Raw genomic sequence first — 16863 nt, forward strand, 5'->3', positions numbered from 1 at the left:
CCCGATGGACATGAATTTTGCTCAACTTCGTGCATGTCCCGGGCGGCGGACCCGAGCTAAAGTGAGGGATGGGCATCGAAGCTCTGGCCAGGCCGGTACCTCGCGAACACCGCGAGCTGGTGCGCGAAATGCTGGCCAGGCTGCCCGAGTTCGCCGACCGGCTGGCCCGCCTGCTCAGCGAGCAGGACGAGTTCTACCGGCAGGTCGAGGACGTCGCTCCGGGTGAGCTGCGGCAGGTCTGCCGGGCCAACCTCGAACGTGCGCTGACGGCGCTGGCCGAAGGCCGCGGCCTTGCCCTCGACGCCGCCCGCAAGACCGGGCTCGCCCAGGCTCGCCAGGGCATCCCGCTGCCCGCCGTGCTGCGCGCGTTCCGGATCGGCGGCACCTTCGTCTACGAAGGGCTCCTCGAGCTGGCCGGCCCGGAGTTCCTCAACCCGACCCGGACGATCGAGATCAACTCCTACGTCTGGAAGGCGATCGACCTCTACTCCGACGCCCTGACCACGGCGTACGAGGAGGTCGCGGCCGAGCCGTCGCACGCGAACGCGCGGCTGCTGGACGACCTGCTGCGCGGCCGGCTCGTGAGCCAGACGGACATGGAAGCCGCCGCCCGCGAGCTGGGCCTGCCGACGGCGGGCATGTTCGTCGCCGTGGTCACCGAGCGCGTCGAGCCGGACGAACACGACAGCGTCGAGGCGCTGCTGCGGGCGCGGCGCTGGCGGTCGGCGTGGCGGCCCGGCGGCGAGGCGGGCCTGGTCGCGATCGACCGCATCGAGGACGTCCGGCGGCTGCGCGAGGTGCTGGGGTCGCTGCCCGTGGCGGCCGGGATGAGCCGGCCGTTCAGCGGGTTCCCCGACGTCCCGGACGCGCTGCACCGGGCCCGGATCGCCCGCCGCTCGCTGCCTTCGGCGACCGCGGGCGTGGTGGTGTTCGGCGACTCGCCGGTGACGACGCTGGTGGCCGCCGCGCCCGGGATGGCCCGCGACGTCGTCCGGTCGGCGCTGGCCGGCGTGCTCGCGCTGCCGGAGGCGGAACGGAAGGTCCTGCTGGACACGCTGCTCGCGTGGTTCGCCGGCCACGGCTCGGCCAAGGAGGCCGCGGACCGGCTGTTCGTGCACCCCAACACGGTCCGCTACCGGCTGCGCCGGGTGCAGGAGCTGACCAAGCGGAACCTCACCGACCCGGTCGACATCGGCGAGCTGTACGTCGCCCTGGAGTCGGTCCGCCTCGAACCGGAATGATCGAGATTCGATCACTACCGATTGACTTTCGATAGGTCGCCCGCCATAGTCGGCGCATGGTTACCGAGAAATGGGCCGTCGCCGCGCTCCGAGTGTTCCTCGTGGTGCTGTTCGGCGTCCTCGTCGTGTTCCAGACGCTTTCGCTCCCGGGCGGGATCGCCTACCACACGCAGCAGAACCCGCACGACGCGCCGCTGCGCTGGCCGCTGACCGCCATCGCGGTGTTCCTCGTGCTGTGCGTCGAGGTGGTGCTGGTTGCGACGTGGAAGCTGCTGACGCTGGTCAAGAAGGACCGGATCTTCACGCCGGCGTCCCTGAAGTGGGTCGACGCGATCGTCTGGGCGGTGGCGGCGGCGTGGCTGGTGGTCGCCGGCATGCTGGTGTTCGTCGGCTTCAACGCGGACGACCCGGGGATGCCGATGCTGCTGTTCCTGGTGACGGTGGCGATCACCGTGCTCGGCCTGGTGCTGGTGGTCATGCGCGCCCTGCTGCGCCAGGCGACGGCGCTGCGGTCCGACCTGGAAGCGGTCATCTGATGCCGATCGTCGTGCGCATCGACGTCGAGCTGGCCAAGCGGAAGATGAGCGTCGGGGAGTTCGCCGAGCAGGTCGGGCTGACGCCGGCCAACGTCGCGGTGCTGAAGAACGGCCGGGCGAAGGCGGTGCGGTTCAGCACGCTGGAGGCGATGTGCCGGGTCCTGGACTGCCAGCCGGGCGACCTCCTGGAGTGGGTCGACGACGAAAGCTAGGCCGCGTCGGCCTCGACCAGGCGGGCCAGGTCCAGCAGGGTGCCCTCGAAGCCGGGGCCGGCGGTCAGGGCCACCGTCAGCGGGCCACCCCTGCGGTCGGTCCCCACCGGCAGGCGCACCGCCGGTTCCGTCCACTGGGGACGGTCCACACCGGCCGAGACGACCACGTCCGGCCGGGCCCCGCGGTGCCGGCGGCCGCCCGCGTCGAGGTCGAGGACCACGTTGCCGTGCAGGGAAAGCAGGGCGGCCACGTCCGCCACCGCGTCGCGCAGCTCGCGGTCGGCGATCGAGTCCGAGTGCGCGCCGATCGCCGGGCGGGGCGGCTCGGCGTCGCGGGCCAGGCGCGGCACGATCGCCCCGAGCCGGCCCGGGGCGCAGGTGAGCACCCCGATGCCGGGCACGCCCGCCTGCGGGTCGGTGATGCTGATGCCCGCGCTCGCGGCGGCCGCCACGATCCGGGCCCGCCAGCGCGCGGTCGCCGCGATGGCGACCAACGAAGGGTCCTGGGGCAAAAGGGATTTTCTCCTCTGCGGTCCGGCGCGGCGGCGGGGGGATCGTCCGATGGTGGGCCCGTGTCCGTTGTGCCCGGGAACAAACATGTTTGGCCGCTTGGTCCGAACGGCCCTGCCCATGCGGCCTTCCGGTCGCACGCGGTGTCTGTGACCGCCGGTCACACTTTGACGCGCGGCGTGGCGCGGGCCACTATCCGTGCACCTGATTACCGCCGGGTAATTTGCGTGGCGGCGAACACGACCCAGGAGGACCGTTGCGACGTGCTTTCGGCCTGATCTTGCTGGCTTTGGGCGTCTTCGCGGCCGCCGGGGCGGTGCTGCTGCCCACGTACGTGTACCCGAAGCTCGCCAAGGTGCCGCTCGACCAGGATTCGACGTCGGTGCTCGAAGGCACCGTGAGCAAGGTCCTCGCCGTGACCGACAAGGGCGCCGGCCCGGTCACCGAGATCCGCGAAAACCGGCGGCTCACCGCGGTCGCCCGCGTGCAGGCGAACTTCTCCCGGCCGGAGATGCACCAGGACACCGACTACGCGGTCTGGCTGCTCGCGGTGCAGGTCAAGGACGACGCCGACGACACCGTGGTCAACGCGAGCAAGCGGCAGGTCTGCTTCGACCGGCGCACCTCGGAGGGGTACGACCCCCAGGGCGCCACCGACCCGAAGTGCACCCGGGAAAGCAGCTACGTCACCAGGCTCAAGGACAAGGCCGACAAGGACGGCCAGAAGCCGGCCGAGGACAACGTGTACAAGGCCCAGCCCGGCCTGAACTTCAAGTTCCCCTTCGGCACCGAGCAGAAGGACTACCCGGTCTACGACGACAACACCGAGAAGGCCGTCACCGCCCGGTACACCGGGACCGAGACGGTGAACGGGATCGAGACCTACAAGTTCGTCCAGGACATCCCGGACACGCGGCTGGAGACGAAGGCGGTGCCCGGCTCGCTCGTCGGTTCCACCCAGCCGACGGTCGACGCCGACCTGTACTTCCGCGGGGTCACCACGATCTGGGTCGAGCCGGTCACCGGGATCGAGGTGAAGCAGCAGCAACAGCAGCACCAGGAGCTGCGGTCCGGCGCCACCGCCCCGGTCGTCGTGTTCGACGGGACGCTGGCCTACAACAGCAACACCGTCGCGCGGATGGTCGACCAGATCGACGCGAACCGCGGCCGGCTGCAGTTCCTCTCCAGCACCGGCCCGCTCTGGCTCGGCATCGGCGGCGGCGTGCTGGTCGTCGTGGCGGTCTTCCTGCTGATCCGCCGGCGCCCGGCCGAGCCGCCGGCCCCGCCGCAGCGACGGCACCGGGTACCGGTCGGCGCCGACCGCTGAGGATCAGCGCCGCCGCAGCACCAGCACCAGGTTCCAGGAGGCGATTTCGCGGAGGCCGGGAATGCGCACGATCCACATCGCCCAGCTCGGGTGGTAACGCGGATACCCGGCCACCAGCTCGGCCAGCGGCGTCGTTTTCGCCCAGCGGAGCGCGGCGCCGACGGAAACCGGGAACAGGCTTTCCCCGAATTTGTTCTTCGGCTGCTTCCCGAGTTTCCGCGCATAACGCTGCCGGGCGTAGTACCCGCCGAGGAAATGCCACGGCGCGGTCTCGTGACCACCCCACGGCGAATACCACGGCGTGAACGACGCGAAGACCGTGCCGCCCGGCCTGGTCACCCGGCACATCTCGGCGAGCATCACCCACGGCTCGGACACGTGCTCCAGCACGTTCGACGAGTAGCAGACGTCGACGGATCCGCTGCGCACCGGCAGTTCCGTGCCGCTGGCGCGGATCATGTTCTCCCCCGGCTCGCCGCGCGCGGACAGCTCGCCGACGTCCGGGTCGAGGCCGAGGTAGACCGCGCCGGCCGCGCGGAAGGCGTCGGAGAAGTAGCCGGGGCCACCGCCGACGTCGAGCACCGTGCGCCCGGACAGCGGGGTGTGCGCCGCCAGTTGCCGGACGGAGTCGGCGGCCAGCGCGGAATAGAACCCGTCCGGGTCCGTCTGCTCGGTGAGGAATGTCCGGAACAGCGTCACGGAACGGCCGAGCGTCGCTCGATGCGGCCGCTCGGCAACCGGATTACCTACCATTGAACCGTCGCTTTCCCGAATACGTTCATCTAGGGTGTACGCACCAGTAACCTAGCACCGTCGCTACAGTTTGGATAACCCGATGGAACGACCTCGAGTGCTCCTCGTCAACTGGCGCGACACCGGCCACCCCGAGGGCGGCGGCTCGGAGCGGTACGTCGAGCGGATGGCCGAAGGGCTCGCCAGAGCGGGGTACCGGGTCGAAATCCAGTGCGCCGCGTACCCGGGCGCGACGCCGGGCGAGTGGCGTGACGGCGTCCGCTACCGGCGGCGGGGCAACAAGTTCGGCGTCTACGCGCACGCGCTGCGCGCGATCCGCCGGGCCCGCGCCGACCTGGTGGTGGACGTGCAGAACGGGATGCCGTTCTTCGCCCGGCTGGTCGCCGGCTGCCCGGTGCTGGTGCTCGTGCACCACGTCCACAAGGAACAGTGGATCAGCGCGCTCGGCGAGACGCTGGGCCGGGTCGGCTGGTGGATCGAGTCGCGGCTGGCGCCGTGGCTGTTCCGCAAGTGCCGGTACGTCACGGTTTCCGAGGTCACCAAGGCGGAACTGGCGGAGCTGGGCATCGGGCGCTCGCGGGTGACCGTGGTCCCGAACGGGCTGGACGCCCCGCCGGCGTGCGTGTCCGGACGGGACGTGACGCCCACGCTGGTCGCGGTGAGCAGGCTGGTGCCGCACAAGCGGATCGAGCACGCCATCGACGTCGTGGCGCGGCTGGCGCGCCGCTGGCCGGCCCTGCGGCTGGAGGTCGTCGGCCAGGGGCCGTGGGAGGAGGTGCTGCGCGGCCACGCGGCTGCGCGCGGGGTCGCCGACCGGGTCGTCCTGCACGGCTGGGTGGACGAGCAGGCCAAGCACGAGATCCTGGCGCGGTCGTGGCTGCACCTGTGCCCGTCGGTCAAGGAGGGCTGGGGCATCGTCATCATGGAGGCCGCCGCGCACGGCGTGCCCTCGATCGCCTACCGCGCGGCCGGCGGCGTGACGGAGTCCATTGTGGAGGGGCGGACCGGCCTGCTGGCGGACGACTTCGACGACTTCACCGACCGGGTCGACGGCTTGCTGGCCGACGGCCTGCGGCGCGCGGAGATGGGCCTGGCGGGCGCCGAGCGGGCCGGCCGGTTCAGCTGGGACGCGAGCGTGGGGCAGTTCGAGGCACTGGTGCGGGACGTCTCCGGGCGGCCCGCGCCGAGGCCGCGCGTGCTGACACCGGGAATCCGGCGGCCGGCGGATCCCAGCGCGTCGCCCGTGCGCTCCGCGCTGGCCGGGTGACCCACCGCGCGGTCAGCGTCGCGCGGCCTGGTCCCGTACCGCGTCCCGGAACTCGCCCAGCAACCCGGCGGCCGCGGCCGCGTCGAAGTCCTTGCGGCGGGCGCGCACGGTGACCGTCGTGGTGCCGCCGGTGGTCGCCGCGCCGAACGCCACGCCCGACCGGCCGCTCGCCGCCGGGTAGAACGCCAGCGACCGCACGGTGTCCCCTGTGGACACCAGGCCGAGGTTCGAGACCAGGAACGTCGACCCCAGCCGGCTCGCCAGCAGCCGCGTCCCCAGGCGGGCCAGCCGGCTGCTGCGGGCCGGGAAGTCCGGCTCCGGCGGTTGCGCGCCGAGCACCGCGGCGACGTCGGCCGCCGGGCTCAGCCGCAGCCGGAAGAACGCGCTGTCGTGCACCGGTTCCGGCGCCGCGCCGGACCGCCGTGACGCGCCCAGTGCGGCCACGACGCGGGCGGTGCGGGCGCCGTGCGCGCGGTTCCAGCGTTCGGTGGCGTGCGCCGCGGCCGTGACGAACCCCGCGGCCCCCAGCCGCAGCCCGGGTTCGTGCGCGGCCACGAAGACGTCTCCCGCGGCTTCGCGCTCGCGGTCGGGGGTGATCCGGCCCGGTGGCGCGAAAAGCGCCTCGGCGAGCCGCTGGAGGGCCGACAGGGCAAAGGGTGTGCCGCCCGTGCGGTCGCCGATCCCCGTCGCCGCCGAGGAAACCGGGACGTCGAGGAGGATGCCGAGCAGAGCGAGCAGGCCGAGGCCGTCGAGGGCGCCGTGGTGCGCGGCGATCAGGAGCGTCTCCGCGCCGGCGGCGACGCGCACGAGCGGCGCGGCGCGTTCGTAGGGCGCGGACGCGAACCGGTCCCGGACGCCCGCCAGGTCGGTGAGCCGCTCGATCTCCGGCAGGGCACCGAGGTGCGGGTACTGCTGGACAGCGGCGGCCAGCCGGGCCCGCAGCTTCTCCGGTTCCGGTGCGGCCATGCCGAGTTCCGCTTCGAGGAGGATGCTCCAGGAAACGGTGGGGTCGCCGTAGAGCCCGACGACGCGGTGGGCGTGGTCGGAGGCGAGCCGGGTCACGCGCCTCAGCGGTCGCCGTAGATCTTGAGCGGGTGGTCGGCCGGGTTGTACTTCACCTGCGCGTTGAGCTTTTCCTGCACCGGGGCGGCCGTGTCCGGGTCCGCGCCCTTGATCAGGGCGAACCCCGCCCCGGTCGCCACCCCGCCGCCGATGATGACGGCGACGACCGCGCCGATGAGCGTGCCCACGTGTCACTCCTTCCGCGGCGGGAAACTCCTGCCGCGGCCCAATGTACGCATCGGTAACATGCGGCACAACAGTGCGACGCACAGCAACGTGAGCGCTACTCCGTTCGCCAGCAGAACCGGCGTCCACGACACGGCTTTCACCGCCGGCACACCCGGCGTGCGGTACAGCGTCAGCCATTCACCCGACCACACCGGGGTCGCGCCGGCGAGCAACCGCGGGTCGGCGTCGCCGGGTGTGCCGTGTTCGACGAGGATCCAGCCGATGCCGGCGGCGGTGAGCTCCCGCGCGGACGTCGCGGCGCGGACGTCGCCGATCCGCGGGTCCTCGCCGGCAATGCGTTCGGCGCCGACCTGCAGGGTGTCGTCCAGGAGCACCGGTTTCGGCAGCACCCGCGGCGCCGGGTCGAGCTGGGTGCGGTCGTCGTTCCAGGCGAACCCGCGGAACGCCGACAGCGGCAACGCCAGCACGTCGCCGGGCCGGTCACCGAGCTTTTCGGACACTGCCTGCCAGTCGGCGGGGTACTGCGCGGTGCCGAGCCGTCCCCAGCCGCCCCAGGCCAGGTCCGGCATGGTGACGAGCGGGAAGACGGCCACCGCCGCCAGCAGGGCGGCGCGTCCCCGCGCGGTTTTCAGGTGCTCCGCGGCGGTTTCGACGGCCAGTGCGAGGCCCAGCGCGAGCGGCAGGGCCCACCACGCCACCCATTTCTGGGCGTCCCGCAGCAATCCGGCGCCGGGCAGGTGCCGCGTCGCGGCGGTGAGCAGCGCGTCGCCGCCCGGCAACGTCGCCAGGGAAGCCAGCAGGACACCCAGGAGGCCGAGGAGGAACAGGGAACGGGCCGGGGCCCGGCCCCACCGCTTCGCGAGGGGCCACAGCCCGGCGACCGCGACGGCGGCGACGACGAGCGTCAGCACCGGGACCAGCGGCATCGCCCGGCTGCCGGGCACGGTTTCGGCGTTCCAGATGCCGCCGAGGCCGAGCACGCTGAACAGCGCGGGGCCCCAGCTTTCGGTGCGGGCGCTGAACGCCGTGACGCCGGCGGGGTCGGAGAACGTGCCGCCGGTGTTGAGGAACGTCGGCACCAGCCACGGCAGGTTGAGCACGACGGCGATGGGGACGGTCTGCCACAGGCGGCGGGATCCGGCGGTCACCACCATGACGGCGGCGGCGAGCACCCCGCCCGGCGGCGTCAGCACCGCCGGAGCGCTCGTGATGACCAGCCTGAGCAAGGAATCCGGTTCGTGCCGGCGCGCGGCGAGCCCGGCGGCGGCGATCCAGGGCAGGCACGCGTAGGTCAGCAGCAGCGGCCAGTGGCCGATGAACAGCCGTTCGGCCACGTACGGCGTCCAGGCGTAGGCGGTCGCGGCGACGAGCCGGGTTCCGGTGCGCTCGGTGGGCACGAGCCGCCCGGCCCCCAGCGCGGCACCGAAGATCGCCAGGAGCAGGACGGCTTTCTGGACGATGTCCCCGGGCACGACGGTGGTGGCGAGCGCGACGGCGGCGTCGGCCGGCACGGACCGCGGCAGCGTGCTGCCGGCCCCGAAGGCGTCCGGCACGAAGTACTGCCGTGGCGCGAACACCATGTCGTAGCTCAGGACGAACCCGCGGCCGAGCAGCGGCGCGCAGACGGCCAAGGCCAGCGCGGCGGACAGCACGGGGAGCGCGAACCTCCGGCCCGGTGCGTCCACGGCCCTTCCTTTCCGTTGCCCGCGCGGTTAGGGTCCCCAGGTCATTACCCGCCGGTAATGGGAGCCCGCCGTTGAGCGTAGACACCGAAGTCCCGGCCCGGACCGGCAACCGGGTCGCGGCGATCCTCGTCTCGCTCGCGCTGGCGGGCAACAACGCGGCCAGCTACGTGCTGAGCCTGACGGCGGCGCGGCTCCTGGCGCCGGGCGCGTTCGGCGAGCTGAGCTCGCTGCTGGCGGTGCTGGTGGTCGGCGTCGTGCCGGCGATGGGCCTGCAGACGGTAGTGGCGCTGCGGGTGGCGCGCTCGCCGTCGCCGGCCGCGGGGTCGCTGTTCGCGCTCGGCCTGGTGACGAGCGCGATCGTCGCGACGGCGGCGTTGACGCTGAGTCCGTTGCTGGTGCTGCTGCTGCACCTGGGGTCGCTGACCCCGGCGCTGCTGGTGACGGCGGCGCTCGGGCCGTTGACGCTGCTGGGGGTGTTTCACGGGCTGCTGCAGGGCAGCCACCGGTTCGCGGTGCTGGCCGGCCTGATCACCCTGGAGGGTGTGGGCAAGGTCGGCGGGTCGCTGGCGGGGCTGGTCGTTTCCGGATCGCCCACCGGAGCGCTGGCGGGGGCGGCGATCGGGTCGCTGGCGGTGGTCGTGGCGGGCTGGCAGGTCTGCGGCCGCCCGCGTCCCCGCTGGGCCGACCGCCACGGCGGCGAGGTCCTGCACACGGCCCAGGCGATGCTGGCGCTGGTGCTGCTGGTCAACCTGGACCTGGTGCTGGCCCGCCACACGCTGCCGCCGGCCGCGGCCGGGGAGTACGCGCTCGGGGCGATCGTCACGAAGATCGCGTACTGGCTGCCGCAGGCGGTGGGGGTGCTGGTCCTGCCGCGGTTCGCGGTGTCGTCCCGTCGTCGCCGGGTGCTGCCGGTGGCGCTGGCCGTGTGTGCCGGCCTGGACGCGGTGGTGCTGCTGGTTTCGCTGGTGCTCGGCCCTTCGCTGCTGACGTTGATCGGCGGGGTGAGGTACGCGGGGAGCACGATGCCGGTGTGGCCGTTCGCGCTGGCGGGCTCGATGCTGGCGCTGGTGCAGATCCTGCTGTACGCCCGCTTGGCGGACGGCGACCGCCGCGTGACGGCGCTGATGTGGTCGGCGGTGGCGGTGGAGGCGGCGCTGATCACGACGTGGCTGCACGGTTCGCCCGCGCAGGTGGTCACCGCGGCGGCGTGCACCGCCGGCGCGCTGGCCGCGGCGGGCGCGGTTTTGGAGCTCCGGCCTCGCAAACCGGCCTGAGCAGCCCCCGTTTTCCACGCTACCGGCAGGCACCGACAGTTCCGCGAGCCGCAGCTCACCGCCGCTTTCCGGCCTCAGTCGCGCGAGTTCCGGGTTCCCGCGTGCGGGCCACGCGTACCCAGCCGGTCGGTTCGCGTACCCGGAGAGTCGGTTCGCGTACCTGGAGGGTCGGTTCGCGTGCCCGGAGGGTCGGATCGCGTACCTGAAGGGTCGGGTCGTCAGCCGACCCTCCGGGTACGCCGGCCGACCGGCTGGGTACGCGGGCCGACCCTCTGGGTACGGGGGTCAGGCGGTGGGTTCGGTGGGGTTTTGCCTGCGGGTGAACCAGTCCACGCAGGTGGCCGCCATGGCCGCCGCGGCCAGGAGCAATGCTGCCTGGGTCACCGGGCCGTACGCCCAGTCCTGGCCGTGGCCCAGTACCCGGCCCGCCACCGAGACCGCCGCCGCCACGGCCATGCCGCCGAACGCCGCGTACCGCGGTGCGCGTTCCGAGAACTGGCGGGCCAGCAGGCACGCGATCAGCAGCACCACCGGCAGCATCCCGCCCAGCGCCACCAGCAGCCCGATCAGCACCACCGGGGTCCAGGACCCGCCCGGCGAGACCGTGAACCGCCGACGGCGGCGGACCGGCCAGAAGACGCCCACCAGCAGCGCCAGCACCGCCGCCGCGCCGATCAGGAGGCTCAGGCGGTAGTGCGCGTCCGGGGTGAACGTCAGTGACACCACCCCACCCCGGCCCGCGGGGACGACCCACGCCTGCTGCCAGCCGTCCACGCGGGTGCGGGTCAGCTGCTCGCCGTCCAAGGTGGCCACCCAGCCCGCGTTCGCGTTCTCCGGGACCGCCAGCACCGCTTCCGCGCCCGGCGCCACTGTCACCGACCGCGAGGTCGCGTCCCAGTCGCCCACCTGCACCGCGCGGTGCGCCGGTGGGGTCGCCGCGGCGTGCACCGGGCGCAGCCACAGGTCCTGGACCACGAACGACTCCGACCGGTCCGTCCGCAGCTCGTGCCCGCCCGCCGGCAGCGCGATGCCGCCCTCGGAATCGCGGCACATCCGCAGCTCCAGCGGCCGGTGCGCGGTGATGTCGGCCAGGGTCCCCTGCACCGACGTGCGGTAGTCGAGCCCGTCGAGGTGGACGTTCGGGCCCGACCCGCACGGCACCGTGAACGCCGGGTCCGGCGCCGGCAGCAGGTCGGGGCTGCCGGTCAGGGACAGGCTGCCGATGCCGACCACCGCCCGGGCCGTCGGATCGTCGTCGTCGCCCGGCAGGACGATCTGCAGCTGGTCGGTTTCCAGGGGCTCGAACGACGCCGACCCGCCCGCATCGAGCTGCACCGTCCGCGTCCCCGACCGGCCCACCAGCTGCACCTGCCGCGGCGCCCGCGCCCCGCCGGCCGCCGAAACCCCGAGGCGCAGCCCGGAAATCTCCTTCGGCGACGACCACCCGAGGGTCAGCGCCGGCCGCAGGTCCGTGACGTCGGGGCGCCACGCCGTGCCCGCGTCGCCGTCCACCGCCGCGAGACCGCCGGCCGCCGGGTCGCCGCCGAGCTGGGACGTCGAGGACACCGTGACACCCGGCAGCGCCACCGGGTTCTTGCCGCCGCCCGCCGGCAGCACCGAGCCGCCGACCACGTAGGTCTCCTCGGCCGGGGTGCTGAACAGGCGCCGGACGCCGTCGGGCTCCTCGCCGTCGCGGGCGGCCGCGGCGTCACACCGCACGGCGCCGCCCACCGGCAGGCACGCGTACCGCGGCTGCGCGCCGCGCGTGAACGCGAACCCGGGCGCCGGGCCCGCGGGCAGGTCGGCCGGCACCTCCAGGGCCCGCTGCGGCTCGGTGCCCGGGATGTTCAGCTCCGCGATGCCGAAGTTCCCGTCCTGCCGGCCCACCACCTGCGACAGCAGGGTGATCCGCACCTTGCGGGTGACCCCGGAGACCACGGAGTACTCGTGCGGCCCGGCGCCGCGGATGACCGGCTGGTCGACCGAGCCGTTGTCGGTGGTGATCCGGATCCGGGTGGCCGGCCAGCCGACCCGGATGTCGTCCACCAGCTGCAGGTTCACCGCGTTCACCAGCCGCGGGGTGTCCAGTTCCACCTCGAGCCACTGGCCGATCGGCCCGGTGAACGTCGAGGACTGCCACGCCGTGCGCGGGTCGCCGTCGATCGCGGCGAACGGCTGGTGGGAAGGGTCGGATCCGCCGAAGGCGTCGGCGAACGACGCCGCCGTCGACGCCGTCACCGAGCGGATGCCCCGGTAGGCGGCCACGGTCTGGTGCTCCTGCCCCGGGAACGGCAGCAGGTCACCCGCGGCGCGCTGCTGGCGGTAGGCCTCGCCGGCGGTCAGCGTCTGGCTGAGGTTGTCGCGCACGCCGCCGACGTTCCGCTCGGCGCGGCGCAGGCCGTCGGTCACCAGGCGCGGCCCGCTGGGCGAACCGCCGTCGCCGGTGAGCACGGCCGGTGTCGAGGGATCGAGCTGGCCGGAGTCGATCAGCGGCAGCAGGTTCTCCGGCCCGCCGCTGACCGTCGGGACGTCCGTGGTGGACGTCGCCGTGGCGAGCGGCACCGGCTTGTCCACTTCGTACACTTCGAGCGGCCCGAACTGCGCTGCCTTGGCGATCCCCGGCGAGCCGGCCAGCCCGGCCCGCAGGGTCGCGATCGGCGGGGCCGCGGTCCGCTCACGGTCGATGTCGTTGCGCAGCAACAGGAACCGGTAGCCGGAACGCGCGAGCAGGGCGGCGAGCCCGGGATCGCCGCGCCCGTCGGCGAGTGCGGCGTCCACCGAGTCCATCAGCCGCGTGTTTCCCTCCGACCCCAGCGGCACCTGGTTGCGGACCGCCCACGGGCTCCGCGCGATGGCCTGCGCGGGCTCGTCGACCGTGCGGCCCCAGTCGTACTCGCCGAACCCGGTGGCGGGCAGCAGCAGCGTCCGCGCGTTCGGGTCGGCCTTGGCGACGTAGCCCATCGCGTCGTACCAGTAGCCGGGCACCGCGTCCCAGCCCGGGCCGGACCGCAGGTTCAGCAGCCACGCCGGCGCGGCCATCACCAGCACCAGCAGCAGGCCCAGCGCGGGCCGCAGGAACCGGCGCGCGGACTTCACCCCGGCCGGGCTCGCGATGCCGTGCACGAACGCCAGCATCAGCGGCAACCGCAGCACCGGCTCGAACTTGTGCACGTTGCGCAGCGGCGCGAGCGGCCCGTCGAGCAGGTGCCGGACCTGCTCGGCCAGCGGGCTGTCGAGCGTGCCGACGTACCCGATGGTCAGCAGGGTCAGCCCGGTGAGCACGCCCAGCACGAGGAACCGGCGTTCCGGCAGGCCGCGCCGGGTGAGCCCGAGGAGGCCGACACCGGCGACGAGCCCGGTCGCCAGCATCAGCACCGGGTTGTCGATCAGGGACCAGCCGCCGGGCCACCACGGCGTCCCCTGCACGACGTAGGCGACCCACTGGTTCGTCCCCCGCAGCACCTCGAACAGCGACATCGGCGCGGTCGTGTTCGTCGCGGACTCGATGTAGTCCAGGAACGGCAGGCTGTACTCGCCGAGCAGCAGCAGCGGCAGGATCCACCACAGCGTCGCGCCGATGACGAAGACGAACCACCACAGGACGAGTTCGACGTGCGCCCGTGTCCAGCGGCGGGTCAGCAGCCACAGTCCCGGCAGGACGAGCGCCATCACGACCATCGCGCCGTTGACGCCGCCCATGCACAGCACGGCGAGCGCGGACAGCCCGGCGGCCCGCCGCGGTGAGCCGGTCGTCCCGGCCCGCACCAGCGGCACCAGCACCCACGGCAGCAGCACGGCGGGCAGCATTTCCGCGGACAGACCGCCGATTTCGGTCAGCATGCGCGGCGCGAGCGCGTACCCGAGGGCGCCGATCAGCCGGGTGCGCTCGGTGCCGATCTTCATCGCCCGCGCGAGCAGCAGCGCACCGCCGAACGCGGCCGACAGCAGGATCGCGCCCCACAGCCGCTGCGCGATCCACGCGGGCACGCCGGCGGCCTGGCACAGCGCGAAGAACGGGCCCATCGGGAACAGGTAGCCGTACGCCTGGTTCTGCAGCTCCCCCGCGGTCGCTTGCGGGTTCCACAGGTGCAGCGCGCGGCCGAGGAAGGCCAGCGGGTCGACGGCGAGGTCGAGTTTCGTGTCGAACGTCGTCTTCCCCGGCATCTGCAGGAACGACAACGTGGTCAAGGCCAGCACGATCCAGGTGCTCGGCCGGTGGAAGAACGCGCCCACCGAGAACTTCCGGGCGCCGTCCGACGGCGGGGCGTCGTCCCGGGTCCGTTCGCGGGTGGCGGTTACCATCCGGTAGATACTAGGCCGAAACCTGGCTACCATGTGCCAACGATTTCCCGGACTTCAGGCAGGTGCGCCATCTCCTTCGAAGATGCCTGGGCCTTGGCCGAACCGGTCAAGGGCTGGATGACGCGCGCGCAGGGCGAAGCGCTGTGGAACGCCGCGTGCCGCTTGGAGAAGGGCGACGTCGTCCTGGAAATCGGCAGCCACCAGGGCCGATCCACGATCGTCCTCGGCTCGGCCGCCCGCACGGCCGGCGCCACGGTGATCGCCGTGGACCCCTTCGTCGACGGCCGGTTGTTCGGCGGATCGCCGACCCGGCAGCTGTTCGAGCGGAACATCCGGCGGGCCGGGCTGGACGACATCGTCGAGCTGGTCGCCGGTTACAGCACGGAACTGCGCCCTGACTGGAACCGGCCCATACAGCTGCTTTACATCGACGGCAAGCACGACTACTGGACCTACACCGACGACCTGCGCTGGTCGGCGCACCTGCCGCCGGGCGCGGAAATCCTGGTCCACGACTGCTTTTCCTCGATCGGCGTCACCCTCGGCACGATCGCAAAGGTCCTCTTCGGACACCGGTACACCTATGTGGACCGGGCGACGTCGCTGGCGCGCTTCCGGCTGGCCCCGCCGTCGGCGCGCGACCGGCTGCGCGTGCTGGCGCAGCTGCCCTGGTTCCTGCGCAACGTGGTGATCAAGGTGCTGCTGCGCCTGCGGTTGCGGCCGGTGGCCCGGCTGCTCGGCCACGACAGCCCGTACGACCCCTACTGAGTCACCGGCTTCCCGATTTCGATCTTCGCCACGCACACCGGCGCGCCCGGGTTGGACAGCTGCACGCCGATGTGGTCGAACAGGCCGTCCACCGGCAGGTACACCGTGTGCAGGCCGGCCTGGAACCACACCGGTGTCCGCTCGACCAGCCCTTCGCCACCGTCCGATGTGTAGTAGTCGAGCTTGAGCAGGTGCCGGCCGAGCACCGGGGTGTCGAGCGGGATGCGGACCAGCGTTTCGCCGATCGAGTTGCCGCAGTTCGGGACCGGGCCGGGCCGGCCGCGGGACACCGGGTCCACGCCGGTGATCCGGCGCGGGGTGCCGGTCGCGTCGAGCAGGTGCATCCGGCTGGTCGGCTGGTCGAAGTGGGTGCCGGGCAGCAGGCCGACCACCCGGGACGCCCGCGAGTCCGCGCCGAACCACTCGTGCACCACATCGGAAGGCACGAACGTGTCGTAGAAGACCAGATCCGGATCTTCCGCGACGGCCGTGCGCACATTGGCGACGTACTGCCCGGAATGCTCGAACCGCAGAGCCGGGGAAAGCCGGGAGAATCCCACCGCGGAACTGGCGACCAACAGGACACAGAGGATTAGCGCGATCGGCCGTTCACGCTTTCCGCCGGACGGCGTACCCGGCGAAAGAAAGGCGAACGCTCCACAAAGGGCGGCCACCAGCGCGAGATCGGCGACGTACCGCGGGTCGTCGCCCGCCGGCGGGCCCACCTCGCGCAGCCGGGTCAGCGCGAGCAGGGCGACGTCCACGGCGAACACCGCCCCGAGCAGCGCCCAGGCCGCCCAGGCACGGCGCCCGCCGGCCCGCGCTCCGGCGAGCACCACGGCCAGCGCGGTCACGAGCAGCACGGCGACGACCACGAACGGCGACGGCGCCCAGGTCGCGCCCGCGCCGGGGCCCGACCACGGTCCCCCGGCCAGGCCCGGCAGCAGCGTGTCGCCGAGCATCCGGCCGGTCAGGTCGGCGACCGTGCCCGCCGACATCGGCTGCTCGCCCCGCCCCACCTGGCTCGACGTCACCACGAAGAAGACGGTCACGAACGCGGCCAGCAGCACGGCGTGCCCCGCCCAGTACCGGACGTGCCCGCGGAACGACCGTCCGAGCAGGACCGTCACCCCGGCCAGCAGCACCGGGATCACCGCGGCCTTCTCGTAGAACGCCAGGCCGAAGAGCGTCCAGGCGAAGGCGCCCAGCCACCAGCGGCCGCCGCCGTCGAGGTACCGGACGTGCGCGTGCAGCGCGCCGGCCGCGGCCAGCACCACCGGCAGGATCTGCACCCCGTAGGACCACCACAACGCCGGGACCAGCAGCAACGTCGACGCGGTGAAGACGGTGAACGGCACCAGGATCGCCCAGCGGCGGCCGAAGCACCGCACCAGCAGGCACCAGAACAGCACCGTGGCGGCCGCCCGCATGAGCAGCAGCGGCAGCATCAGGACACCGAAGTTCAGCGGCGCCCACCACGTCAGCACGGCGGCCAGGAAGAACCCGCCGGGCTGCAGGTGCCCGTGGTAGTCCTGGAACAGGTACCCGGGGTCGAACGGGCCGGCCGCGGCCGCCTGGTGCGTGACGACGAAGTCGTCCTGGGCGAGGCTCCCGTGCAGGGCCGCCCACGTGTACAGCGCGAAGGGCACCACGCCGGCGACGAACGCGGCGAGGACCAGCGTGACCGGTCTTCGGATCGCCCGTGGCGACGGCTTCTCGATCTCCACCAACACGGGC

At 73.0% G+C, this 16863-nt stretch carries 14 protein-coding genes; 7 read left to right on the plus strand and 7 right to left on the minus strand.

Annotated features, from left to right (window positions below; translation table 11 throughout):
- Positions 1-68 precede the first annotated feature (68 nt).
- Genes AB0J55_RS27485 through AB0J55_RS27495 form a run of 3 tightly spaced genes read left to right on the plus strand, consistent with a single transcriptional unit; the run spans position 69 to position 1989 of the window.
- Complete coding sequence (locus tag AB0J55_RS27485; RefSeq protein ID WP_364254309.1) at positions 69-1241, plus strand: helix-turn-helix domain-containing protein; 1173 nt, start codon at positions 69-71, stop codon at positions 1239-1241.
- A 56-nt stretch (positions 1242-1297) separates the two neighbouring features.
- A complete protein-coding gene (locus tag AB0J55_RS27490; RefSeq protein ID WP_354826664.1) occupies positions 1298-1777 on the plus strand; it encodes a DUF2975 domain-containing protein in 480 nt (159 codons plus the stop codon).
- On the plus strand, positions 1777-1989 hold the full coding sequence (locus tag AB0J55_RS27495; protein WP_364254312.1) for a helix-turn-helix transcriptional regulator: 213 nt from the start codon (positions 1777-1779) through the stop codon (positions 1987-1989). Before AB0J55_RS27490 ends, AB0J55_RS27495 begins: the two co-directional genes overlap by 1 nt.
- On the opposite strand, the gene AB0J55_RS27500 is transcribed toward AB0J55_RS27495, so the two are convergent.
- Positions 1986-2483 carry a hypothetical protein gene (locus AB0J55_RS27500; RefSeq protein ID WP_364254315.1) on the minus strand — a complete coding sequence of 166 codons (498 nt, stop codon included), beginning with the start codon at positions 2481-2483 and terminating at the stop codon, positions 1986-1988. The two genes, AB0J55_RS27495 and AB0J55_RS27500, sit on opposite strands and share 4 nt — an antisense overlap.
- Before the next feature lie 272 nt (positions 2484-2755).
- Here AB0J55_RS27500 and AB0J55_RS27505 point away from each other — a divergent pair, with 272 nt between their 5' ends.
- Positions 2756-3826 (plus strand): DUF3068 domain-containing protein, encoded by a 1071-nt coding sequence (locus AB0J55_RS27505; protein ID WP_364254318.1) that lies wholly within the window; start codon positions 2756-2758, stop codon positions 3824-3826.
- A gap of 3 nt (positions 3827-3829) precedes the next feature.
- On the opposite strand, the gene AB0J55_RS27510 is transcribed toward AB0J55_RS27505, so the two are convergent.
- Entirely contained in the window at positions 3830-4525 is a 696-nt protein-coding gene (locus AB0J55_RS27510) for a class I SAM-dependent methyltransferase (RefSeq protein ID WP_364254321.1), read from the minus strand.
- Positions 4526-4676: 151 nt separating this feature from the next.
- On the opposite strand from AB0J55_RS27510, the gene AB0J55_RS27515 reads away from it, so the two are divergent.
- Positions 4677-5846, plus strand: a complete 1170-nt coding sequence (locus tag AB0J55_RS27515) for a glycosyltransferase family 4 protein (RefSeq protein ID WP_364254789.1) — start codon at positions 4677-4679, stop codon at positions 5844-5846.
- A gap of 12 nt (positions 5847-5858) precedes the next feature.
- Here the strand turns inward: AB0J55_RS27515 and AB0J55_RS27520 are convergent, their stop codons facing one another.
- From AB0J55_RS27520 to AB0J55_RS27530, 3 genes are read right to left on the minus strand one after another with little or no spacing between them, the layout of a single operon-like run.
- Positions 5859-6908: a hypothetical protein gene (locus tag AB0J55_RS27520; RefSeq protein WP_364254324.1), complete on the minus strand. Its 1050-nt coding sequence runs from the start codon at positions 6906-6908 to the stop codon at positions 5859-5861.
- Positions 6909-6913: 5 nt separating this feature from the next.
- Positions 6914-7096 carry a hypothetical protein gene (locus tag AB0J55_RS27525; protein ID WP_364254326.1) on the minus strand — a complete coding sequence of 61 codons (183 nt, stop codon included), beginning with the start codon at positions 7094-7096 and terminating at the stop codon, positions 6914-6916.
- Between the two features lie 3 nt (positions 7097-7099).
- Entirely contained in the window at positions 7100-8782 is a 1683-nt protein-coding gene (locus AB0J55_RS27530) for a hypothetical protein (protein WP_364254329.1), read from the minus strand.
- Between the two features lie 71 nt (positions 8783-8853).
- Here AB0J55_RS27530 and AB0J55_RS27535 point away from each other — a divergent pair, with 71 nt between their 5' ends.
- Positions 8854-10056, plus strand: a complete 1203-nt coding sequence (locus AB0J55_RS27535) for a polysaccharide biosynthesis protein (RefSeq protein ID WP_364254332.1) — start codon at positions 8854-8856, stop codon at positions 10054-10056.
- Between the two features lie 285 nt (positions 10057-10341).
- On the opposite strand, the gene AB0J55_RS27540 is transcribed toward AB0J55_RS27535, so the two are convergent.
- Complete coding sequence (locus AB0J55_RS27540) at positions 10342-14358, minus strand: alpha-(1->3)-arabinofuranosyltransferase (RefSeq protein WP_364254335.1); 4017 nt, start codon at positions 14356-14358, stop codon at positions 10342-10344.
- A gap of 93 nt (positions 14359-14451) precedes the next feature.
- Here AB0J55_RS27540 and AB0J55_RS27545 point away from each other — a divergent pair, with 93 nt between their 5' ends.
- Positions 14452-15126 carry a class I SAM-dependent methyltransferase gene (locus AB0J55_RS27545; RefSeq protein ID WP_364254338.1) on the plus strand — a complete coding sequence of 225 codons (675 nt, stop codon included), beginning with the start codon at positions 14452-14454 and terminating at the stop codon, positions 15124-15126.
- Here AB0J55_RS27545 and AB0J55_RS27550 read toward each other — a convergent pair.
- The gene (locus AB0J55_RS27550) at positions 15120-16856 is read right to left on the minus strand and encodes a hypothetical protein (RefSeq protein ID WP_364254791.1); all 1737 of its coding nucleotides are present in this window, start codon (positions 16854-16856) and stop codon (positions 15120-15122) included. The two genes, AB0J55_RS27545 and AB0J55_RS27550, sit on opposite strands and share 7 nt — an antisense overlap.
- Positions 16857-16863 lie beyond the last annotated feature (7 nt).

The sequence above is a fragment of the Amycolatopsis sp. NPDC049688 genome, assembly GCF_040674975.1.
Lineage (GTDB): Bacteria > Actinomycetota > Actinomycetes > Mycobacteriales > Pseudonocardiaceae > Amycolatopsis.

What these genes read in the sequence shown, in the direction of transcription:
- AB0J55_RS27490 (WP_354826664.1), top strand. Translation starts at nt 1,298, where the DNA reads ATGGTTACCGAGAAATGGGCCGTCGCCGCGCTCCGAGTGTTCCTCGTG.
- AB0J55_RS27540 (WP_364254335.1), bottom strand. Translation starts at nt 14,358, where the DNA reads ATGGTAACCGCCACCCGCGAACGGACCCGGGACGACGCCCCGCCGTCG.
- AB0J55_RS27495 (WP_364254312.1), top strand. Translation starts at nt 1,777, where the DNA reads ATGCCGATCGTCGTGCGCATCGACGTCGAGCTGGCCAAGCGGAAGATG.
- AB0J55_RS27485 (WP_364254309.1), top strand. Translation starts at nt 69, where the DNA reads ATGGGCATCGAAGCTCTGGCCAGGCCGGTACCTCGCGAACACCGCGAG.